The sequence below is a fragment of the Streptomyces sp. NPDC028711 genome (assembly GCF_055565415.1).
Window position 1 is genome coordinate 575,908 of the sequence record NZ_JBVHUJ010000004.1, and the last position, 21,121, is coordinate 597,028.

A 21,121-nucleotide genomic window follows, 5' to 3' on the forward strand; every position below is an offset into this window, starting at 1 on the left:
GCGACAAACTGGTGCGGGTGTCCAGGGCACATGGTGGGGCTATGTCATGGACCGGTCAAGACGCGGAGTTCGGCCATACTGTCCCGCGTGGGGAACCTCATCGGCAGATACGTCATCGAACACAAGCTAGGCGAAGGCGGCATGGGCACCGTCTATCTGGCCCGGTCGCGCGGCGGGCGCGCCGTCGCCGTCAAGGTCGCCCGGCCGGAACTCGCCGCCGACCCCTCCTTCCGCGCGCGCTTCCGCGCCGAGGTCGCCGCCGCCCGGCAGGTCGGCGGATTCCACACCGCGCAGGTCGTCGACGCCGACCCCGACGCCGAGGCGCCCTGGCTCGCCACCGCCTACATCCCCGGCCCCACCCTCTCCGCGCTCGTCACCGCCGACGGCCCCATGGGCGAGGAACGGCTGCGCTCGCTCGGAGCCGCGCTCGCCGAGGCACTTGAGGCCATCCACGCCTGCGGGCTCGTCCACCGCGACCTCAAGCCCGGCAACATCGTCATGGCCCCCGACGGGCCGCGCGTCCTCGACTTCGGCATCGCCCGCGCGGTCGAGTCGACCCGGCTGACGGCCACCGGATCGGCCTTCGGCACCCCCGGCTACCTCGCACCCGAACAGGCCCTCGGCGAGGAGGTCACCGGCGCCGCCGACGTCTTCGCCCTGGGCGCCGTGCTCGTCGCCGCGGCGGGCGGACGGCCCTTCGGTGACGGTACGCCGATGGGCCTCATGTACCGCGCGGTGCACGAGGCCCCGGACCTCACCTCCGTACCGGAGGCGCTGCGCGGACTCGTGGGCCGCTGCCTCGCGAAGGACCCGGCCGAACGGCCCACGCCGGAGGAGATCCTGGACGAGCTGGGAGCGGGACCGGGACCGGGACCGGGAGCCGGGCCCGGAGCGGCGGTCGGGGGCGGGGCCGTGTCTGTGTCCGCGCCTCCGCAGGAGCCCGCGCCGACCCGTGACCCTGCGCCGACCGGGGAACCCGCGCCGACCGGGGAACCCGTACCGACCTGGGAACCCGTACCGACCGCGGAGCCCGTGCCAGGGCCGGCCTCCGGGGCTCCGGCCACGCCCGCCGACGCCGTTCCCCTGCCTCCTCACGCGCTGCCGACGCGTACGGCCGACGTCCAGGACGCCGTCCCCTTCGTCGTACCCCACCCCGCCACCCTCGTCGTACCGCCGCAGCCCTCCGTGCCACCGCTGCCCGCGCCGGACTTCGTCGCCGCCGACCGGAACTCCGGCGTGGCCGTCGACGCGAGCGGGGTGTCCCTGCACTTCTACGGCGAGGAGGCCGACTTCGTCTGGGCCGAGATCGGGGCCGTACGGTACGAGCGTCTCCGGCGCGGACGGGCGCTGCGGGTCGCCGTCCACCTGTACGACGGTTCGGTCTACGACTGCGAGGTCGACGGCCGACGTGCCGCCCGCGTCGACGAGTGGATCCAGGGCCTCGACCCGGTGCTCGCGCGGTACCTGCCCCTGTGACGGAACGGCGCAGCGCCGCCGGGTCAGAACCGACGGCGCTGCGCTGTCACTCGCGTACCCGCTACGGCAGGTTGTGCACGTGCGGGCCCACCGCGTTCGACCAGGCGTTGCCGGCCGTCGCGTCCCAGTTGGTCGACCAGGTCATGGCGCCGCGCAGCGACGGCCAGGTCTGGGCGGGCTTGAAGGTGCCGCAGCCGGTGCCCCTGGTCAGGCAGTCGAGCGCGTTCTTGACGATCTGCGGGTCGACATAGCCGCTGCCCGCGCCCCGGGTGGAGGCCGGGACGCCCAGGCCGACCTGGGACGGGGCCAGGCCGCCCTGGAGCTGGATGCAGGCGAGCGCGGTGAGGAAGTCCACCGAGCCCTGGCTGTACACCTTGCCGTCGCAGCCGAGCATCGAACCGCTGTTGTAGTACTGCATGTTGACCACCGTGAGGATGTCCTTCACGGCGAGCGCGGTCTTGAAGTACTCCGTGCCGGTGTTCTGCATGTCGATGGTCTGCGGGGCCATCGTCAGGACCATGGAGGAGCCCGCCTTGGCGGAGAGCTGGCGGAGCGCCTTGGTCAGGTAGGTGGAGTTGATGCCGTGTTCGAGGTCGATGTCGACGCCGTTGAAGCCGTACTCCTGCATGAGGGCGTACGCGCTGTTGGCGAAGGCCGTGGCGGAGGCGTCACTGTTGATCGTGACGTTCCCCTTCTCGCCGCCGACCGAGATGATCACGGACTTGCCGGCCGCCTTCTTCGCGGCGATGTCGGCCTTGAAGTCGGCGACCGAGGCGTAGCCGACGGCCGGGTCGAGGTTGAAGACGATCTGGCCGGGCGTGGCCGTCGAGTCGGCGAAGGAGACCGCGATGATGTCGTACTGCGACTGCACGTCCCGCAGCTTCTGGACCGCGGCACCGTTGTTGAAGTTCTGCCAGTAGCCGGTCAGTGCGTGCTTGGGCACGGCGGGGCCGGGGCCCGGCTCCGTGACCTTGGCGGTGCGCGCCGACACGGCGCTGGACTTCGCGGACTCGCCCGCGGCGTTCGTGGCGGCGACCTGGAACTGGTACGCGGTGTCGGCGGTGAGCCCGGTGACGGTCGTCGACGTACCGCTGACGGTCTGCGGGTTGGCTCCGTCCCGGTACACCTTGTAACCGGTGGCGCCGGAGACCGCGCCCCAGCTCAGGGCGACGGAGGACGAGGTGACCGTGCCGGCGGTCAGGCCGGCCGGGGTGGCCGGGACGACCGGGTCGGGGTCCTGGCCGCCGCCCCCGTCGGGACCGAAGACGCTGACGTCGTCGACGGAGTACGGGGAGGTCCCGTACCAGCCGTGGGTGTAGATCTGGACGGAGGTCGTGCTCGATCCGGTGGTGAAGGTCGTCGTGAGCTGCTTCCACACGGCGCTGTCGGGCGTCCAGGTGGAGACGTCGGTGGTGCCGGTGCCGCTCGCGCCGAGGTAGGCGTAGCCGCCCTGGACCCAGGCGCTCAGCGTGTACGTCGAGTTGGGCTTCACGGCGACGGTCTGCACGCACCTGGCGTTGTCGAGCCCGGCCGGGGTGGCCCTGAGGGCGCCGGCCCCGGTGCGGACCGGGGAGGAGACGGCGGCGCCGCTCCCCGCGGAACAGGACCAGTTGGCGAGGCCGCTCTCGAAGCCGGCGTTCTTGGCGACGTTGACGTCCGCCGCCTGCGCGGTGCCGGCTCCGCCGACGACGACGAGCCCGGAGCCGACGGCGAGCGCGAGGGCGCCGCCGAGCCAGCGGCGTCCGTGCGGGGCGGCCTCACGGCGGGTGGTGGTGCGGTCCACGTGCATCCTCCGGTGGGGGAGTTGGGGATGTGGAGGTGCCGTACGTCGTCTTCGTCGTACGGAGGGGTTCGTACGGGGGTGCGCGGGCTGTACGGGGGTGCGGGGGCGTACGGGGGTGCGGGGGCGTACGGGGGTTGCGCGGCTGTACGGGGTGCGGACGGTGGCCGCCGTTGTCGGAACAAGCTGGTCCAGACCAATCGCGTTGTCAAGGTCTCCGGCAGGAGCCGCTGTTCGGAAGGGGTGCGACGGGCCCGCAGGGGCGGGGCTCGCAGGGGCGGGGCTCGCGGCCGAAGAAAGCGGGACAGCTTGGCGGATTGTGTGTTCACCACCCCGGGGGACGTGGATAGGGTGCAGAGACGGCGGCACCCTGCGGTGACGCCGTGAACGCGGTAAGTGATCCGCGGCCTCCCGGGAGCGCGGGGGCCGGAGGGGACGGGGGGTCCGACGTGCCGACAGCGATCGCGGTCACCAGCGCCGACCTGGTGCTGCCGCCGACCGACCCCGGAACCCCGCACGCCGCCGTCCTCCCGGCCCCGGACACACAGGCGCTCGACGCGTCGATCGCCGACATGCAGCAGCTCCTCGCCCGCTTCGGGCACGTGGTCGTCGTCTGCCCCACCTCCGCCCCCGCCGCCGTCGAGAACCGGCTGCACGCCGTCCGCTCCCTGCTCGAAAGCGACCGGATCGCCCTGGTCCGCACCGACCTGCCGCCCCTCGGCGCGGCCGTACTCGTCCGGCAGCTTCGGCAGCTGGCGGGCTGCGACCTCAGCCCCGGCGTCCTCGCCACCGCCGCCCGGCTCCTCGCCCACTACATCTACGCCGGCGCCGTCCTCGGCTCCGTCTCCCGGCTCGACCGCGTCCCCGTCAGCCTCCGCTCCCACCTCAAGGGCTGGCTGCCCGGCGCCCACTTCGCCGTACTCGCGGGACCGACGCCCCAGATCACCCGCGTCGGCAACGGTGAGACGCCCCTCGCGGGACCGGAGTTCACCACCGAACTCCTCCTCGCCCGGGGCCAGCTCCAGACCGACTGGCCCGCCACCACCCTCGTGCCCCGCTGGCGGATCCAGGGCGCGGCCCAGGAGACCCCGCTGCCCGAGACCTCACCCGGCTGGTGGGGCACCGGCAAACTCGTCGAGTTCGCCGCGTACCTGCCCGACCTGCCGGTCCTCTACCAGCTCGTCTCCTCCGTACGGCGCGAGACCTGCCACTGGTGCGCGATGGAACTCATCGGCGACCGCTGCGGCTTCTGCGCGGCGCCGCTGACGGTGGGGGCGGCGGGGGGCCAGGCCGCCCGTACCGCCGGAACCGGGGGACACGCCGGTGGCACGCGCGCCCTCGGAACCGGCGGGCCCACCGGCGCCCACGCACTGGGCGCCACCCGCAGCCTGGGAGCCGGAGGGCACCCCGACGCCCGCGCTCTCGGCCCGGCCTCCGGTCCGGCTCCCGGCTCGGTTCCCGGCCCGGCCCTCGGCCCGGTTCCCGGTCCCGCCGGGCAGACCTCCGGCACCCAAGCCGTCCGCGCCCTGCCGTGAACCTCACCCCGTGCCACTCCCGGCGCCCGCCCCCGACCGCCTCCGCGCATCCGACCGCCCCCGCACGTCCGACTGCTCCCGTCCGCCCGGACCCATGTCTCCGATCGAGGTAGTACGGAAATGAACTCCCGCCAGCGCCGCGGCGTCATCCTGCTGCTGCTGTCCGTCCTCTGCGCCCTCGGGGCCTTCGCCGGCGTGCTCGCCGTCATCAGCGACGTGAACTCCAAGGTCGGCCCGGAGACCACCGCGTACCGGGTCAAGGGCAAGGTGGCCCCCTACGAGCCCCTGAGGGCCAGCCAGTTCGAGAAGATCTCGATGCCCGAGCGGTGGCTCTCGAAGACCGCCGTCACCGACCTCCGCCAGATCGATGGCAAGATCGCCGTCACCGAACTCCGCTCCGGCTCCCTCCTCCAGACCGACATGATCGTCGAACGCCCCGAGCTCCAGCCGGGCCAGCAGGAGATCGCGATCATGATCGACGCCGCCACGGGCGTCGCCGGGAAGATCACCGCCGGCGCCACCGTCAACATCTACGCCACCTTCGAGGGCGAGAAGAAGGACGACCCCTCCCAGTCGCGGATGATCGTGGCCGGCGCCCGCGTCCTCTCCGTCGGCAAGCTCACCCCGATCAGCGACAGCAACGACCGCTCGGGCCGCGCCTCCAACGCCGTCCCGATCAGCTTCGCGCTCTCCACCCTCGACACCCAGCGCGTCGCGTACGCCGAGTCCTTCGCCGAGCACGTACGCCTCGCCCTCGTCGCCCCCACCACCGGCGGCGCCCCGGCCGACCAGCGCGACCGCACGTACACGCTCGAAAAGGACAAGTGAGGCCGGTATGACCACCAGGATCCTGCCGGCCGTCGGGGACCCCGACGCGGCCCGGTCCGTCGTCACCCTGCTCAGCCAGCTCCCCGACGCCGAACCCGCCGCGCCCGTCACCGACTCCACCCAGCTCGTCGACACCCTCGCCCGCCTCGCCGCCGCCTCCCTCGACGAACTCCCCGAGGTCGTCCTCGTCCACGAGCGCATCGGCCCCGTCCCGGCGCTGGAACTCGTCCGCGAGGTCGCCCTCCGCTTCCCCGCCGTCGGCGTCGTCCTCATCACCGCCGACGCCAGCCCCGTCCTCTTCTCCGCCGCCATGGACTCCGGCGCACGCGGCCTCGTCACCCTCCCCCTCGGCTACGAGGAGCTCGCCAGCCGCGTCCAGGCCGCCGCCCAGTGGTCCGCCGGCGTCCGCCGCCACCTCGGCGGGGGCGCCGACCAGATCACAGGACCCGGCGGCACCGTCGTCACCGTCAGCGGCGCCAAGGGCGGTGTCGGCACCACCGTCACCGCCGTCCACCTCGCCCTCGCGGCCCGCGCCTCCGGACGGACCGTCGCCCTCGTCGACATGGACCTCCAGAACGGCGACATCGCCTCCTACCTGGACGTCCAGTTCCGGCGCTCCGTCGCCGACCTCGCCTCCATCGCCGACATCTCGCCCCGCGTCCTCCAGGACGCCGTCTACGTCCACGAGACCGGCCTCGCCCTCCTCCTCGCCCCCGCCGAGGGCGAACGCGGCGAAGAGGTCACCGACCGCGCCACCCGCCAGATCGTCAGCGCCCTGCGCGGCCGGCACGAGGTCGTCGTCATCGACTGCGGCTCCCAGCTCACCAGCGCCAACGCCGCCGCCATCGAGATGGCCGACACCGCTCTCCTCGTCGCCACCCCGGACGTGGTGGCCGTCCGGGCCGCCAAGCGGACGGTACGCATGTGGGAGCGGCTCCAGGTCCGCAAGGCCGAGGAGACCGTCACCCTCGTCAACCGCCACCACCGCTCCAGCGAGATCCAGCCACCCCTCGTCCAGAAGATCACCGGCACCCGCATCGCGGGCGTCGCCGTCCCCGCCCACTTCAAGGAACTCCAGGCCGTCGTCGACGCCGGCCGGCTGCACGAACTCGACGCCAAGTCGACGGTCAAGCAGGCCCTGTGGACCCTCGCGGGCGAACTGGGCCTGGTCCGGGCGGCGGCTCCGGCGACGGGACAGCCCGGCAAGCAGCTCGCCCGCGCCGGCGACCGCGGCTCCCTCGGGCTGCGGCGCCGCACCGGAGGACGCTGAGCGATGCGTACCCACCGGGACGACGACAGGGGACAGGTGGCGGTCGAGTTCCTCGGCATGGTGCCGGTCATCCTGCTCACCCTCGTCCTGCTCTGGCAGGTCGTCCTGGTCGGGTACACGTACACGCTCGCGGGGAACGCGGCGGACGAGGCGGTCCGCGCGTGCGCGGTCGGGGACGACTACGGCGAGGCCGCGAGACGGCACCTCGACGGCGCCTGGGCGGACGGGGCCCAGGTGACCTGTCCCCCGGGTGACCCCATGGTGACCGCAGTCGTGACCATCCGGGTCCCCGTCCTGGTGCCGGGCGTGGGCGGGATCTTCGACGTGGAGGGCAAGGCGGGCGCGATGTCGGAGGTGCCCATCCCATGAGTGAACAAGCGCGCACGAGAACCCGCGACCGGGGCCAGGCCGCCATCGAGTACCTGGGGTTCCTGCCGATCCTGCTGCTCGTCGGCCTCGCGGGGTTCCAGCTCGGCGTCGCCGCGTACGCCGCCCAGCAGGCGGGCACGGCGGCCCGCGCGGCGGCGAGGGCCGCGAGCATGGACGAGGACGAGAACGCGCCCAGCCCACAGGCCGCCGCCGACGCTGCGGTGAGCGGCTGGATCAACCCTTCCGTCACGTACTACGAGGAGGGCGACGCGGCCGTCGTCACCGTCACGGTTGAGATCCCCTCCGTCGTCCCCCTCTGGGACGGCTTCGGGTCCGTCCGGAAGGCCGCCACCATGCCGATGTCACCGGAGCAGGAGGAGGGGCCATGAGCCTGCGCGCCCGGATCAACTCCCCCGAGGAGCACGGCGGCGGTGCCGCGGCCAGGGAGGACAGCCATCTCGTCGCCTCCTTCCGCGCCAAGCTCCTGGAGGAGATCGACCTCACCGAGATGTCCGCCCTGGCGGCCGCCGAACGGCGGGCCCGCCTCGAACGCGTCCTCGGCCACATCATCAGCCGCGAGGGCCCCGTCCTCTCCACGGCCGAGCGCTCCCAGCTGATCCGCCGCGTCGTCGACGAGGCCCTGGGTCTCGGCGTACTCGAACCGCTCCTCGAAGACGCCTCCATCACCGAGATCATGGTCAACGGCCCCGACCAGATCTTCATCGAGCGCAACGGCCGCGTGGAACTCCTCCCGCTGCGCTTCGCCTCCCACGACCAGCTGATGCAGACCATCGAGCGGATCGTCTCCACCGTCAACCGGCGCGTCGACGAGTCGAACCCGATGGTCGACGCCCGGCTCCCGTCCGGCGAGCGCGTCAACGTCATCATCCCGCCGCTGTCCCTCACCGGGGCGACGCTCACCATCCGCCGCTTCCCCCGCGCGTACACGCTCCACGAGATGCTCGGCCTCGGCTCCCTCGACGAACAGATGCTGCTCCTGCTGTCCGGGCTCGTGCAGGCCAAGTTCAACCTGATCGTCTCCGGCGCGACCGGCACCGGGAAGACCACCCTCCTCAACGCCCTGTCCGGGCTCGTCCCGGACGGCGAGCGGATCATCACCATCGAGGACTCGGCCGAACTCCAGCTCCAGCAGTCCCACGTGATCCGCCTGGAGGCCCGGCCTCCGAACATCGAGGGCCGAGGCGCCATCTCCATCCGCGACCTCGTCCGCAACTCCCTCCGCATGCGCCCCGACCGGATCATCGTCGGAGAGGTCCGCGGGGGCGAGACCCTCGACATGCTCCAGGCCATGTCGACCGGCCACGACGGCTCGCTCGCCACCGTCCACGCCAACTCCGCCGAGGACGCCCTCATGCGTCTCCAGACCCTCGCCTCCATGTCGGAGGTGAAGGTGCCGTTCGAGGCGCTCCGCGACCAGATCAACAGCGCGGTCGACGTCCTCGTCCAGCTCACCCGGCACCCCGACGGCACCCGCCGCATCACCGAGATCTCCGTCCTCGCCTCCCACGGGCGCGAACGGTTCCTGCTCGCGACGGTCTGCCGCTTCCAGGCACAGCCGCTCGCCCCCGACGGACGGGTGTACGGGGAGTTCACGTACCACCCGCTGCCCCGGCGGGTCGCAGAACGCCTCTACCTCGCCGGACAGCCGATCCCGCAGGCCTTCGGCGTGGCCCCGACCGACGCCCACCTGGCCACCCGAGAGGCGGAATGACGATGACCGGCGTCCATCTCGCCACCCGAGAGGCGGAGCGATGACCGACCCCTTCTGGCTGACCACGGGCGTGACCCTGCTCGCCTGCGTCCTCGGCGTCCTCGGCGTGCAGGTGTACGCGAACGGCGCCCGCCGGCACGCGGAGCTCGTCGCCCGGCTCGACGAGTCCGGCGAGCCCGAGACCCCGGGCCGCCGCAGACGCCGCTTCCGGGGCCTCGACCGGCGCGTCCGCAGGACCGCCCTCGGCCGGAGACTGGAACTGCGGATCGCGGCCACCGGCCTCGACATCACCCCCGGCGAGTTCACCGTCGCCCTCGCCGCGACCGTCATCGTCCTGTGGACCGTCGGACAGGCCGCGCTGTCCCCGTTCTTCGGCCCGATCTGCGGACTCCTCGGCGTGTGGGTGGCGATGGGCTACCTCAGCTGGCAGCGACAGAAGCGCATCGAGAAGTTCATCAACCAGCTCCCCGAACTCTCCCGCATCCTGGCCAACGCCACCCAGGCCGGGCTCGCCCTCCGGATGGCCCTCAGCCTGGCCGCCGACGAGCTGGAGGCCCCGGCGGGCGACGAACTGGAGAAGGTGGCGCAACAGCTGGCCGTCGGCACCTCCCTCGACGACGCCCTGGGAGAGCTGGCCGAACGCCTCCCTTCCCGCGAACTCGTCGTCCTCGTCACCACCCTCGTCCTCGCCAACCGCGCCGGCGGCACCGTCGTCTCCTCCCTGCGGAACCTCACCGAGACCCTGGAGGAACGCAAGGAGACCCGGCGCGAGGTCCGCACCCAGCTCTCCCAGGTGAGCATGACCGCGTACTCCGTCCCCGTCATCGGCGTCGGCTCGCTCCTCCTCATCGACAACATGCAGCCCGGCGCCCTCGACCGGATGACCAGCTCGGGCGTCGGACAGTTCGCCGTCGTCGCCGCCTTCGCCCTGTACGTGGTCGGCTTCGTCGCCATCCGCCGCTTCTCGAAGATCGACGTGTAGGGACTGCCCGCCGTGGACCTCCTCCTCGCCCTCCTCGCCGGCCTCGCCGTCACCGGCGCCGCCTACGGCCTGCGCCTCTACCGCGCCGACGCCCGGCTCCCCGACGACCTCAAACTCGCCCTCGAGGTCGGCGCGACCCGTACCGGCGCGGTCGACTCGGCCGTCGACCGCCTGGGCATGCGCTGGTCACCGGCGGTGCTGCGCCTGATGGGCCCCAAGAGGGTCAACGCGGTCCGCCGCCGCATCGACCTCGCCGGAAACCCCGGCGGACTGACCATCGACCGGTACGGGGCGCGGCGGGCGGTCTACGGATTCCTGGGCGTCCTCGGCGGCCTGCTGATGCTCTCGAAGGGGTCCTTCCTGGTCGCGCTTCTCCTGTTCGCCTTCGGCGCGTTCTGGACGGAGGTCGGCATCTGGTCGGCGGTCCGGATCCGCAAGGACCAGATCGAGCGCACCCTGCCGGACTTCCTGGACGTCCTGGCCGTCGTCGTCTCGGCCGGCCTCGGCTTCCGCCAGGCCCTCGAACGCGTCGCGGAGAAGTACGAGGGGCCCTGGGCCGACGAACTCCGCATCACGCTCCGCCAGATGGACATGGGCGTCAGCCGCCGCCAGGCCTTCGACGAACTCCGCCGCCGCAACGACTCCGAACAGGTCGCCCAGTTCGTCACCGCCCTCCAGCAGGGCGAGGAGCTCGGCGCGCCGATCGTCGACACGCTGATCCAGATCGCCAACGACATGCGGCGCACGGACGCGCAGAACGCCCGCCGCAAGGCGGCGAAGGCGGTTCCCAAGGCGACGATGGTCATCACGACCCTGATGGTCCCGGCGACGATGATCCTCCTCGGCGCGGGCCTCTTCCTGGGCACGGGCACGGACTTCGGCGCGGTCACAGGCGAGTGAGCGGCCGATGTCTCAGCCGGTGACATATTCGCGGGAAAGGCCTTCGCGCGCGCAACAGGATGTGCCAGAGTGCGGACTGAGTGTGAGGGGAGGTGGAGTGATGCGCCGGACCACGACAGGCCGCGGCAACCGTCGAACCGCCGCCCCCACACGCGCCGGGGTCATAGCTTCCTGGCTGGGCACCAGGCTCACCCGATGACCCGGGCGCAGGCGTCTGAACGCGGAGGGGACCACGATGAACGACGCGATGCTGAAGGCCTTGACGAAGGCCAGGCTCGGCCTGAGCCGCTGGACGAGGCCGGGGGACCGCGGGCAGACGGCGGTGGAGTACTTGGGGATCATTGTGGTGGTGGTGGCGATTGTTGTGGCGATCACGGGTACGGATATTGGTCAGTCAATCAAGAGCGCGATCAGCCAGAAGATTGCCGAGCTCACTGGCGGCGGCGGCGAGTAGAGCCGTATCGACTGGGAGCCGATGAGGGGCAGGCATTTCCCGTCTACATCGCCGTTGTGGCTGGGCTGTTGTTTCTCGCCTTCGCCTACTTTGCCGTGGGGCAAGCTGCTCTTACGCGAAACGGTGCACAGACCGCCGCTGATGCGGCGGCCCTTGCGGCTGCACAAGACGCCAGGGAGCAGCTGCGCGACGGATGGCTCGGGGCGATCCTCGATCCGGACCGGTGGGACGGATTTCTCCAGGGCGAGGCGTACGACGACTCCTCTGCGTGTCACAGCGCGGCGGACTTCGCGTCCCGCAACGGGGCAGAACTGGTGGCTCCTGGCTGTGACCCAGAAGGCAACAGATTCAGGGTGACCGTCCTTACGACGGGCGGCGAGGAGAACCCTGCCAAGGCATCCGCCGAGGCGGTGATCGAGCCACGTTGCGAGTTCGTGGAGCAGGAGTCCACTCCGGAGCCGTCGACTTCACCACCGTCTCCTCCGCCATCAGGTGAGCCGGAAGAAGAGGAACCCGGCCCGATTCTCGGGCTCACGTGCGGTGGTGAGCCGTGGGACATCGACCCCGAGGCCCCCACGCTTCCCAGCGCCGCCGAGCTGTTCACCGTCCGACTGTCCGAATGACCTGCGACGAGCAAAGGAAGAGCGGTACATGAGCGTGCGGTACGCATGGAATCGCCGGGGGGCGGTGGCCCTCGTCGCCGTGGCATCGGTGGCACTCCTTGTGGCTGGCTGCGGTGCGGAGGAGAAGCCGAAGGCCGACAAGCCAGCTGCGACAACCATTGCTCCTTCAAAGGGGGAGAGCACGCAAGATTCACAGTCGGCTGAGGAGCCCGAGGAGGCACTGGCGGCTTTGAAGGGGCAGAAGGGCTTGGAGTTCACGATTCATTCGGCGGAGCGAGACGCGGGTGGATTTCTCACCGTCAAGGGGCGTTTGAAGAATGCCTCGGAGACTGTGAGCGCCATTCCCGCGCAGACAAGCGGGGACGAGACCGAGGTGGTCAAGCACGGGACCTCGTTGGGTGGCGCCACACTTGTCGATTCCCTTGGAAAGAAGCGGTACTACGTGCTGCGGGACACGGAGGGGAGGCCCCTCACCACTATCGGCCTCAACAGCCTCGGCCCCGGCAAGTCCACCGCCGTCTTCATGCAATTCCCCGCACCCCCCGCCTCCACCACCGAAGTCTCCTTCCAGCTCCCCACCTTCGAACCCGCCACCCTCAAGCTCTCCTGAGGCGACGCCATGACGACGACCTACCGCCGCATCGCCGCCCTCGCCCTCGCCTCTATCGCGCTGGGGCCCCTCGCCGTGCCCACGGCCCACGCCGATGATCCGCCCGGGTCGGCGGCCAGCTCCTCCCCTCCGCCCGTCATCGACCCCACTGCCCCCGGCCTGATGCTTCCCGACGGGGCCGTCCTCGCGCCCGCCAAGGTGCTCGACATCAAGCAGATCGTCGAGGAGGAGGGCGGTGCGGAGCGCCGGCAGGACACCAACGTGGACGTGACGTTCGCCCTTCAGGCCGAGGTCCTGTTCCCGAAGAACAGTGCCAAGCTGAGCCCCGCCGCCAGCTCCCGTATCGCCGCTATCGCCGCCGAGATCAACAAGCTGGGGTCCGGTCGTGTCCGGGTCTTCGGGTTCACCGACAACCTCGGGACGTACGAGCACGGGCTCAAGCTGTCGAAGCAGCGGGCCGTCGCCGTGCAGCTGGTGCTCGCGCGGAGTCTCGACCCGGGGACGGCCTTCGACATCCGCGGGTACAGCGAGGACTACCCGATCGCCGACAACCGCACCGAAGAGGGCCGGAAGAAGAACCGGCGCGTCGAGATCTCCTTCCCCCGTACGACCCCCGGGCCCTAGCCCGACAGCGAGGCGAGCGCCGCCCGGATCGTGGACGTCATGCGGTCCGGGTGGCGGAAGACCTCTCCTGCCGTGAACCGCAGCACCCGGCGTACCTCCGGGCAGGACTGCAGCGCGTTGAAGCGGGCGACGTCCCGTTCGTGGGCGCGGCGGGTGCCGTGGAAGGCGTAGCCCTCGACCTCGACCGCGAGGCCCTCCGCCCGGAAGAGGAAGTCGGGGCGGAGGAGCAGTCGTCCGTCCGCCGTGCGGAGCGTCGGCTGTGACTCCGGGAAGAGTCCGGCGTCCCGCATCCGGAGCCGGGCGACCGACTCCGCAGGGGAGCCCGACGCCGGTTCGGCCAGCCGCAGCCAGGTCCGGGCGCGGGCCGCCCCCCGCCGGGGCGGGGCGAGTTCGGCGGCGAGTTCCTCGTACCGGACGAGTGGCTCCCGTCGCACGCCTCCGACTATCCGGCGCGCGAGCGCCGAGTCGGCCGTCACGACCGCTTCCTCGCGGCTGCCGCAGCGGCGTATGAGGTCTCCGACCGTCCGTGCCGGGGTCGTCGTCCGCAGTCCGCGCCGGGTCGTGCTGTCGCGGTCGGTCAGACGGGCCGTGGTGTGCACCCGTATCCGGTCGCCGCGGGAGGAGCGGGCCGGTCGAGGCGCGGTGAACTCGAGTAGGTCGGCCACCCGTTCCGCCGCTCCCAGCCGTTCGATGCGGTGCAGTGCCGCTGCCGTGCCGTGGCTGCACACCAGCTCCGGGCGCAGGAACTGGAGCGCCGTCGCCCTCACCCGCCAGTCCACCTCCTTCCCGGGGGCCGCCCACGCGCCCCGGCAGATCCACTGCCAGCCGTCGCGGCGCAGGCGGCCGGCAAGGCGGCCCGTGGACCAGCCCGCCGCGACCGCCCAGACCGTCAGAAGGACCCCGCCCCTGGCGAGGATCGCCAACTCGTACATACGCCCAACGATCCACGGAAGAGCGACACTTCGCACCCCCTGTGGAAAACCTGTCGAAAGCCGTCGTCAGGAAAGCGCAAAGCCGGGGGACAGATGCGCCGGGCAGGAGCATTCTGGACAGATGACGACGACTCCGCGCGAGACGCCGGGCGGGATGCTGAGGGCGACGACGCCGAGCGGGACCCTGAGGGCGACGACGTTGAACGGGACGCCGAGCGAGGCCGTGGGCGAGACGCCCGGCGTTCGGCTGGTCAGTGATCTCGTCGCCCGTATCCCCGAGTTCCGGGGCGCGTACGAGAACCATGTGGTCCATCAGGGTGGTGTCCTGCCGCACGTCTTCTTCTGGGACGTCGTGCAGGACACCGTCCGTTCCTTCCTCGGCGAGGCTCCGGACGCGCCCGACTGGCGCCGTACCCTCGCCTTCCTGGAGGAGCAGAGCTGCCGCGGGGTCCTCGGTGTCGACGAGGTGATCGTGACGTCGTTCCTCGGTGATCTGCCCTCCCCGCAGGAGCCCGGGCACGCCCTCGTCCATCAGCTCGGTCCCGTCATGGCCGCGAGGTTCGTCCGCATAAGGCCCCTCGGCTGACCGTTCCGGGGGCCTCGGGATAATCGGGCGCATGCCCCCGTCCCCCCGCGCCCTGAATCCCGCCGTTCTCGCCGTCGGCGGGTACGCCGTCACCCGTCTCATCGGTCTCGCGGTCCTCGCGATCGCCGCCGCGGTGACCGGTGAGGACGGGCTGCACCGGCTCAAGGGGCGCTGGGACTCCGTCTGGTACGTGCGGATCGCCGAGAACGGTTACGGGTACGAGACCACACTGCCCAACGGCGACGTCCATTCCGACCTCGCCTTCTTCCCCCTCTTCCCGGCCCTTGAGCGCGGCGTCTCGGCCGTCCTCCCCGGGGACGCGACCACCGCCGGGCTGCTGATCTCCTGGACCGCCGGGCTCGCCGCGGCCTGGGGCATCCACCGGTGCGGCGCCCATGTCTTCCGGCCCGCCGTCGGGGTCGTGCTCGCCGTCCTCTGGGGCGTGTACCCGACCGCGTTCGTCCAGTCGATGGCGTACACGGAGACGCTGTTCACCGCCCTCGCCGCCTGGTCGCTGTACGCGGTCCTGCGCGGGCGGTGGATCCTGGCCGGCGTCCTGTGCGCGGCCGCCGGGCTCACCCGGCCGACGGCCGCCGCGCTGATCGCCGCCCTCGGGATCACGGCCCTCGTCCTGCTCGTACGGGACCGGCGGCTGCCTCTGCGGACGGTGCTCGGGGTCCTGATCGCCCCGCTCGGCTGGCTCGGGTACATCGTGTACGTCGGTGTCCGTGAGGGAAGCCCCGCCGCCTACTTCGAGGTCCAGGCCGCCTGGGGCAACTCCATCGACGGCGGTGTCGCCCTCGCCGGGTTCATCGCCGGTCTGCCGTGGCCCGCGGCGCTCGGTCTGTGCGCGGCGCTCGGGCTGCTCGGATGGCTGCTCGCCCTGTGCGTACGGCAGGGGCAGCCGCTGCCCCTGCTCGTCTACACGATCGGTGTCGTGTTCGTCTCGCTCGTCGGCGCCGCGTACTTCGGCTCACGGCCGCGTCTGATGATGCCGGCGTTCGGGCTCCTGCTCCCGCCCGCCGTCGCCCTCGCGCGGCTGCGGACCCGTACCGCCGTGCCGGTCCTCGTCGGGCTGGCGCTTGCCTCCGCCGTGTACGGGGCCTTCACCCTGCTCGGCTCGGGTCCTCCGTGACCTGCAGGGAGACCCGTACGCCCGGCCGCAGCCCCCACCCCGCCATCGCGCCCGCCTCCGCCTCCAGGACGTGCCGGCCGCGCGGCCGGATCATGCCGAGCCGCCCCGGCCGCATCGTGACGACGGAGAGGACCGTGGACGAGCGGTCCAGATAGGCGACGTCGATCGCGAACCGCATGCCGAAGGTGTGGACGCTGTTCGTCCGGACGATGAGCAGCGCCCCCTCGATCCCGTCCCGCCCGAGCAGCCCCCGCCGCCGGGCCCGGTACGAGGCCGCGACCTCCAGCGGCACCGCCGCCCCCGAAGCCGTCAGCGTTCCCCGCCCGTCCTTCCATTTCCCCATGCGCCAGACCGTAGCCGCCCCAGACCCTAGGGTCTGGTCCGTGTACGTCACGCTGATCGCCCTCGCCGCCCTCTGGGGCGCCGTCGTCGGCCTGCTCGTGCCGCGGGCCGCGTACCGGCTCGCCGTGGCGGCCGAGGAGCCGTGGCGGGACCGCTGCCCCGCCGGGCACGTCCTCGTGGGGCCCGCCGGGGGCTGGCTCGGCGGGCCCGGCCGTCAGGACTGTGCCACGTCCTCCGCCCCGAGCGCCGCGCCGCTGATCACCGCCCTCGTCTGTGCCGCGCTCGCCGCCGCCACCGGTGGGCCCCGGCCCGAGCTGGCGGTCTGGCTGCTCGTCGCGCCCTTCGCCGTGCTCCTCGCCGGTGTCGACGCGCGCGTGCACCGGCTTCCGGACGTGGTGACCCTGCCGCTCGCCGCCGCCGTCCCGGTGCTCCTCGGTGCCGCCGAGCTCCTCCCGTACGACGCGGGTTCCTGGCTCCACGCGCTGCTGGGCGCGCTCGCGCTCGGCGGCGCCTATCTGGTGCTGTTCTGGATCAACCCGAGCGGTCTCGGCTTCGGCGACGTCAAGCTGGCGCTGTCGCTCGGCGCCGCGCTCGGCTGGTACGGCTGGGGTGTCCTCTTCGCCGGCGCGTTCGCGGGTTTCCTGCTCGGCGCGGTGTACGGCCTCGGTCTCGTCCTGCTGCGGCGGGCCGGGCGCTCCTCGACGATCCCCTTCGGCCCCTTCATGCTCGGGGGCGGTTTCCTGGGGCTGCTCCTCGGCGCGTTCACCGCGCTTCCCTGAGGCTTCCCCGGGGTCTCCCCGGGGTCTTCACGTCAACGTCGTGCCCCGCCCCTTCGGTCCCCCGTGGGAGGGACGGAACTCCGCCGCCACGCCGGGGCGCAAACCCGCCACAGGCCTCGCAGCCCTTGTCCCGACTGCGATCCGGGGAATTCCGCAAGGTTCGTACGGCGTACGTGGCGCGCAGGACGACTATCGAAGGGTTATGGTGGAAACCCCCCCTCGGGCCGGTCCGTATCCCCCCCACGGACCGGCCCGTTTTTTCTTCATTGGGCCGCCCGCGCGGCCCGCCGGTGGCGTCTCAGCCCCGGCCGGCCCAGATGTTCGTGCCCCGGGTGTCCACGGCGAACGAGTCGATCTCCACCAGCTCCTCGGCGCTCAGCGGCGGACCGGCGAGCGCCGCCACGTTCTCCTCCAGCTGGGCGACGCTGGACGCGCCGATCAGGGCCGAGGTCATCCGCTCGTCGCGCAGGACCCACGAAAGCGCCAGCTGCGCCAGGGACTGCCCGCGCCGCTCCGCGATGTCCGCGAGGCCGTGCAGACGCCGCAGCACCTCGTCGGAGAGCAGGTTCGGGTCGAGGGACTTGCCCTGGGTGGCCCGCGAGCCCTCCGGGATGCCCTTCAGGTACTTGTTGGTGAGCAGTCCCTGCGCGAGCGGCACGAAGGAGATGCAGCCCATCCCGGCTTCTTCGAGGGTGTCGAGGAGGCCGTCCTCCTCGGTCCAGCGGTTGATCATCGAGTACGAGGGCTGGTGGATGAGCGCGGGGACGCCCATCGCGCGCAGGATCCGCGCGGCCTCGGCGGTCTGCTCGCTGGTGTACGAGGAGACACCGACGTACAGCGCCTTGCCCTGGTGGACGGCGGAGGCCAGCGCCCCCATCGTCTCCTCCAGGGGGGTGTGCGGGTCGAAGCGGTGCGAGTAGAAGATGTCGACGTGATCGAGGCCCATCCGCTTCAGGGACGCGTCGAGCGAGGACAGCAGGTACTTGCGGGAGCCCCACTCGCCGTACGGGCCGGGGTGCATCTCGTATCCGGCCTTCGTGGAGATGATCAGCTCGTCCCGGTACGGCGCGAAGTCCTGGGCGAAGAGCTTGCCGAAGTTCAGCTCGGCGGAGCCGGGCGGCGGCCCGTAGTTGTTCGCCAGGTCGAAGTGGGTCACGCCCAGGTCGAAGGCGCGGCGCAGGATGGCCCGCTGGGTGGCGAGCGCGCGGTCGTCGCCGAAGTTGTGCCAGAGGCCGAGCGAGACCGCGGGGAGCTTGAGGCCGCTGCGGCCCGAGCGGCGGTACTCCATGGTGTCGTAGCGGTCGGCGGAGGCGCGGTACACGGGGGAATCAGTCACGTATCTCTGCTTATCACGTACTTGTGACAGTCCCGGGCTGGGAGCCTGTCGCCCGTGCGCAGTAGTGTGGCGGCTTGCGGACCGCCGCTGCATGGCGGACCGCCGCTGCACAGAGGGGTAAAGAACGGTGAACCTGCGCGACCTGGTGTACGGGCTCTACGCACGCCGGGTGGAAGGCCGCCTCGACCACGCCCAGGTGCCCAAGCACATCGGGGTGATCCTCGACGGGAACCGCCGCTGGGCCAAGGCGTCCGGCGGAACCCCCGAGCAGGGACACAAGGCCGGCGCGGACAAGATCCAGGAGCTCCTCGGCTGGTGCGCCGAGACCGACGTCGAGGTCGTCACGCTCTGGATGCTCTCCACGGACAACCTGAACCGGCCCGAGGAGCAGCTGGTGCCGCTGCTCGGCATCATCGAGAACGCCGTGCGGGCCCTCGCGTCCGACGGCCGCTGGCGGGTCAACCACGTCGGCACGATGGACCTGCTGCCCTCCCGTACGCAGTCGGTGCTGAAGGAGGCCGAGCAGGCCACCCACGCCAACACGGGGATACTCGTGAACGTGGCGGTGGGTTACGGCGGCCGGCAGGAGATCGCGGACGCGGTCCGGTCGCTGCTCCTGGAGCACGCGGACCGGGGGACGAGCTTCGAGGAGCTCGCCGAGATCGTCGACGTCGAGCACATCTCGGAGCACCTGTACACGCGCGGTCAGCCCGATCCGGACCTCGTGATCCGCACCAGCGGCGAGCAGCGTCTCTCCGGCTTCATGCTGTGGCAGAGCGCCCACTCGGAGTACTACTTCTGCGAGGTTCACTGGCCGGCCTTCCGCAAGGTCGACTTCCTGCGGGCGCTGCGTGACTACGCGGCCAGGCACCGGCGTTACGGCACCTGAGACCGGGCGCCCTCGGAGCGCCCACGTCCCGGTCGGAACCGATCACCTCGTGTTCATGAACACGTCGTCATATGCCCTGGCATGGCAAGGCCTGATCGAGGGCATATCCCTGGTGAAGTGAGCGGCACGGAGACCGCCACCCGGGAGGCCCCTTGCACCAGGACGACCGTGCGGGACACGTACGGGAGAAGCGGAGGGCCGTGGTTCGGCCCGCGCATCGCGGCCTGAGCCCGGTCCCATTCCGCAGCGACACCGGTTCCGTCGCACCCCGACCTCACAGGGGTCTTCCGAGGGGGTCTGTCCTTCCGTGGTGACCAGCACGAAGCGCCGCCTTTCCGACCGGCGCACCTATGTTCTCGACACCAGCGTCCTGCTGGCCGACCCCAACGCCGTGTCCCGTTTCGAGGAGCACGAGGTCGTGCTCCCGATCGTCGTGGTGACGGAGCTCGAAGCCAAGCGGCACCATCCCGAACTCGGTTACTTCGCCCGGCAGGCCCTGCGCCTCCTGGACGACTTCCGGGTGCGGTACGGGCGTCTGGACGCCCCGCTCCCCATCGGGGACCTGGGCGGCAGCCTGCGTGTCGAACTCAACCATTCCGACCCCGGTGTACTGCCCGCCGGCTACAGGTTGGGGGACAACGACTCACGGATCCTCGCGGTCGCGCGGAACCTCCAGGCGGAGGGGTACGACGTCACGGTCGTCTCCAAGGACCTGCCGCTGCGCATCAAGGCCTCATCGGTCGGGCTCCTCGCCGAGGAGTACCGGGCCGAGCTGGCCATCACGGACGCCAACGGCTGGACCGGGATGTCCGATCTGGCGCTCTCCGGGGAGCAGGTGGACCTGCTCTACGACCAGGAGTCGCTGTACGTGCCGGAGGCCGCCGAGCTTCCGGTCCACACGGGCCTGGTGCTCCAGTCCGAGCGGGGCAAGGCGCTCGGCCGGATCACCGCCGAGGGGAACGTACGGCTTGTCCGCGGCGACCGGGACGCCTTCGGGCTCCGCGGCCGCAGCGCCGAGCAGCGGATCGCGCTCGATCTGCTCCTCGACCCGGACGTCGGCATCATCTCGATGGGCGGCCGGGCCGGCACGGGCAAGTCCGCGCTCGCGCTCTGCGCGGGCCTCGAGGCGGTCCTGGAGCGCCGTCAGCACCAGAAGGTGATGGTCTTCCGTCCGCTGTACGCGGTCGGCGGCCAGGAGCTCGGCTACCTGCCGGGCAGCGAGTCCGAGAAGATGAGCCCGTGGGCCCAGGCGGTCTTCGACACGCTGTCCTCGGTCGCGAGCCGCGAGGTGATCGAGGAGGTGCTCGGCCGCGGGATGCTGGAGGTCCTGCCGCTGACCCACATCCGCGGGCGCTCGCTCCACGACGCGTTCGTCATCGTGGACGAGGCCCAGTCCCTGGAGCGGAACGTCCTGTTGACCGTTCTGTCCCGTATCGGGGCGAATTCGCGGGTGGTGCTGACCCATGACGTCGCCCAGCGGGACAACCTCCGGGTCGGCCGGTACGACGGAGTCGTCGCCGTGGTCGAGAAACTGAAGGGGCATCCGCTCTTCGCCCATGTCACGCTCACCCGCTCCGAGCGCTCCCCGATCGCCGCGCTCGTGACGGAGATGCTGGAGGACAGCGTGTCCTGACCCGTTTCGTACGGATCCGCACCCGTACGGAAGTTGGCGCCGCCCGGCAGAGCGCAGGAGCTTAGCCGGGCGGCGCCGCGCTGTCCGCCGTATCGACCGAAACACCTGCCCCTGCCGAGGTGTGAGCTTTCACACGCAACACAGAATTGCCTTGCGGTGTCGCCGTCCGGCAGAGTCTTGCTTCCGTCAGGCCCCGCATACGGCACCCGTGCACCTTCAGGCGCACAAACCCCGCACAACTCAACAGTCGTCCGCCGTATGCCGCCCACAGCACCACGGGCCCGTGTCTCCTGTGACCCAGTACGT

General features: G+C 71.6%; 21 protein-coding genes and 1 pseudogene. 18 read left to right on the top strand and 4 right to left on the bottom strand.

Annotated elements, in window-relative coordinates; translation table 11 throughout:
- Positions 1-141: 141 nt before the first annotated feature.
- Positions 142-1,476 (top strand): serine/threonine-protein kinase, encoded by a 1,335-nt coding sequence (locus ACZ4VK_RS17235; RefSeq protein WP_468353300.1) that lies wholly within the window; start codon positions 142-144, stop codon positions 1,474-1,476.
- Between the two features lie 61 nt (positions 1,477-1,537).
- Here the strand turns inward: ACZ4VK_RS17235 and ACZ4VK_RS17240 are convergent, their stop codons facing one another.
- On the bottom strand, positions 1,538-3,265 hold the full coding sequence (locus ACZ4VK_RS17240; protein WP_468353010.1) for a chitinase: 1,728 nt from the start codon (positions 3,263-3,265) through the stop codon (positions 1,538-1,540).
- 440 nt (positions 3,266-3,705) lie between these two features.
- Here ACZ4VK_RS17240 and ACZ4VK_RS17245 point away from each other — a divergent pair.
- From ACZ4VK_RS17245 to ACZ4VK_RS17300, 12 genes and pseudogenes are all read left to right on the top strand, one after another.
- Positions 3,706-4,584 (top strand): annotated as a pseudogene (locus ACZ4VK_RS17245) (hypothetical protein); the annotation flags it as partial.
- 327 nt (positions 4,585-4,911) lie between these two features.
- Positions 4,912-5,619: a Flp pilus assembly protein CpaB gene (gene cpaB, locus ACZ4VK_RS17250; protein WP_468353012.1), complete on the top strand. Its 708-nt coding sequence runs from the start codon at positions 4,912-4,914 to the stop codon at positions 5,617-5,619.
- Between the two features lie 7 nt (positions 5,620-5,626).
- Positions 5,627-6,889, top strand: coding sequence for an AAA family ATPase (locus ACZ4VK_RS17255; protein WP_468353014.1), 1,263 nt, complete (start codon positions 5,627-5,629; stop codon positions 6,887-6,889).
- Between the two features lie 3 nt (positions 6,890-6,892).
- Positions 6,893-7,258 carry a TadE/TadG family type IV pilus assembly protein gene (locus tag ACZ4VK_RS17260; RefSeq protein ID WP_468353016.1) on the top strand — a complete coding sequence of 122 codons (366 nt, stop codon included), beginning with the start codon at positions 6,893-6,895 and terminating at the stop codon, positions 7,256-7,258.
- On the top strand, positions 7,255-7,647 hold the full coding sequence (locus tag ACZ4VK_RS17265; RefSeq protein WP_468353018.1) for a TadE/TadG family type IV pilus assembly protein: 393 nt from the start codon (positions 7,255-7,257) through the stop codon (positions 7,645-7,647). The genes ACZ4VK_RS17260 and ACZ4VK_RS17265 overlap by 4 nt, the downstream gene beginning before the upstream one ends.
- Positions 7,644-8,990 (top strand): CpaF family protein, encoded by a 1,347-nt coding sequence (locus ACZ4VK_RS17270; protein WP_468353020.1) that lies wholly within the window; start codon positions 7,644-7,646, stop codon positions 8,988-8,990. The genes ACZ4VK_RS17265 and ACZ4VK_RS17270 overlap by 4 nt, the downstream gene beginning before the upstream one ends.
- Positions 8,991-9,030: 40 nt before the next feature.
- A complete protein-coding gene (locus ACZ4VK_RS17275) occupies positions 9,031-9,972 on the top strand; it encodes a type II secretion system F family protein (protein ID WP_468353022.1) in 942 nt (313 codons plus the stop codon).
- A gap of 12 nt (positions 9,973-9,984) precedes the next feature.
- Positions 9,985-10,872 carry a DUF5936 domain-containing protein gene (locus tag ACZ4VK_RS17280; RefSeq protein ID WP_468353024.1) on the top strand — a complete coding sequence of 296 codons (888 nt, stop codon included), beginning with the start codon at positions 9,985-9,987 and terminating at the stop codon, positions 10,870-10,872.
- A gap of 235 nt (positions 10,873-11,107) precedes the next feature.
- The gene (locus ACZ4VK_RS17285; RefSeq protein WP_468353026.1) at positions 11,108-11,326 is read left to right on the top strand and encodes a Flp family type IVb pilin; all 219 of its coding nucleotides are present in this window, start codon (positions 11,108-11,110) and stop codon (positions 11,324-11,326) included.
- A 56-nt stretch (positions 11,327-11,382) separates the two neighbouring features.
- Positions 11,383-11,949: a pilus assembly protein TadG-related protein gene (locus ACZ4VK_RS17290; RefSeq protein WP_468353028.1), complete on the top strand. Its 567-nt coding sequence runs from the start codon at positions 11,383-11,385 to the stop codon at positions 11,947-11,949.
- A gap of 28 nt (positions 11,950-11,977) precedes the next feature.
- Positions 11,978-12,559, top strand: coding sequence for a hypothetical protein (locus ACZ4VK_RS17295; RefSeq protein ID WP_468353030.1), 582 nt, complete (start codon positions 11,978-11,980; stop codon positions 12,557-12,559).
- A gap of 9 nt (positions 12,560-12,568) precedes the next feature.
- Positions 12,569-13,183: an OmpA family protein gene (locus ACZ4VK_RS17300; RefSeq protein ID WP_468353032.1), complete on the top strand. Its 615-nt coding sequence runs from the start codon at positions 12,569-12,571 to the stop codon at positions 13,181-13,183.
- On the opposite strand, the gene ACZ4VK_RS17305 is transcribed toward ACZ4VK_RS17300, so the two are convergent.
- Positions 13,180-14,115: a hypothetical protein gene (locus ACZ4VK_RS17305; protein ID WP_468353034.1), complete on the bottom strand. Its 936-nt coding sequence runs from the start codon at positions 14,113-14,115 to the stop codon at positions 13,180-13,182. The two genes, ACZ4VK_RS17300 and ACZ4VK_RS17305, sit on opposite strands and share 4 nt — an antisense overlap.
- 121 nt (positions 14,116-14,236) lie before the next feature.
- On the opposite strand from ACZ4VK_RS17305, the gene ACZ4VK_RS17310 reads away from it, so the two are divergent.
- Both ACZ4VK_RS17310 and ACZ4VK_RS17315 read left to right on the top strand, forming a co-directional pair.
- Entirely contained in the window at positions 14,237-14,701 is a 465-nt protein-coding gene (locus ACZ4VK_RS17310; protein WP_468353036.1) for a hypothetical protein, read from the top strand.
- Positions 14,702-14,732: 31 nt separating this feature from the next.
- Positions 14,733-15,836, top strand: a complete 1,104-nt coding sequence (locus ACZ4VK_RS17315) for a hypothetical protein (RefSeq protein ID WP_468353037.1) — start codon at positions 14,733-14,735, stop codon at positions 15,834-15,836.
- On the opposite strand, the gene ACZ4VK_RS17320 is transcribed toward ACZ4VK_RS17315, so the two are convergent.
- Positions 15,808-16,179 carry a DUF192 domain-containing protein gene (locus ACZ4VK_RS17320; RefSeq protein ID WP_468353039.1) on the bottom strand — a complete coding sequence of 124 codons (372 nt, stop codon included), beginning with the start codon at positions 16,177-16,179 and terminating at the stop codon, positions 15,808-15,810. The genes ACZ4VK_RS17315 and ACZ4VK_RS17320 overlap by 29 nt on opposite strands.
- Before the next feature lie 40 nt (positions 16,180-16,219).
- Between ACZ4VK_RS17320 and ACZ4VK_RS17325 the strand changes: the two genes are divergently transcribed.
- Positions 16,220-16,957: a prepilin peptidase gene (locus ACZ4VK_RS17325; protein WP_468353041.1), complete on the top strand. Its 738-nt coding sequence runs from the start codon at positions 16,220-16,222 to the stop codon at positions 16,955-16,957.
- A gap of 298 nt (positions 16,958-17,255) precedes the next feature.
- On the opposite strand, the gene mgrA is transcribed toward ACZ4VK_RS17325, so the two are convergent.
- A complete protein-coding gene (gene mgrA, locus ACZ4VK_RS17330) occupies positions 17,256-18,293 on the bottom strand; it encodes an L-glyceraldehyde 3-phosphate reductase (protein WP_468353043.1) in 1,038 nt (345 codons plus the stop codon).
- A 127-nt stretch (positions 18,294-18,420) separates the two neighbouring features.
- On the opposite strand from mgrA, the gene ACZ4VK_RS17335 reads away from it, so the two are divergent.
- Together ACZ4VK_RS17335 and ACZ4VK_RS17340 are read left to right on the top strand one after the other, a co-directional pair.
- On the top strand, positions 18,421-19,182 hold the full coding sequence (locus ACZ4VK_RS17335) for an isoprenyl transferase (protein WP_468353045.1): 762 nt from the start codon (positions 18,421-18,423) through the stop codon (positions 19,180-19,182).
- A gap of 307 nt (positions 19,183-19,489) precedes the next feature.
- The gene (locus ACZ4VK_RS17340) at positions 19,490-20,815 is read left to right on the top strand and encodes a PhoH family protein (protein WP_468353047.1); all 1,326 of its coding nucleotides are present in this window, start codon (positions 19,490-19,492) and stop codon (positions 20,813-20,815) included.
- Positions 20,816-21,121: the final 306 nt, after the last annotated feature.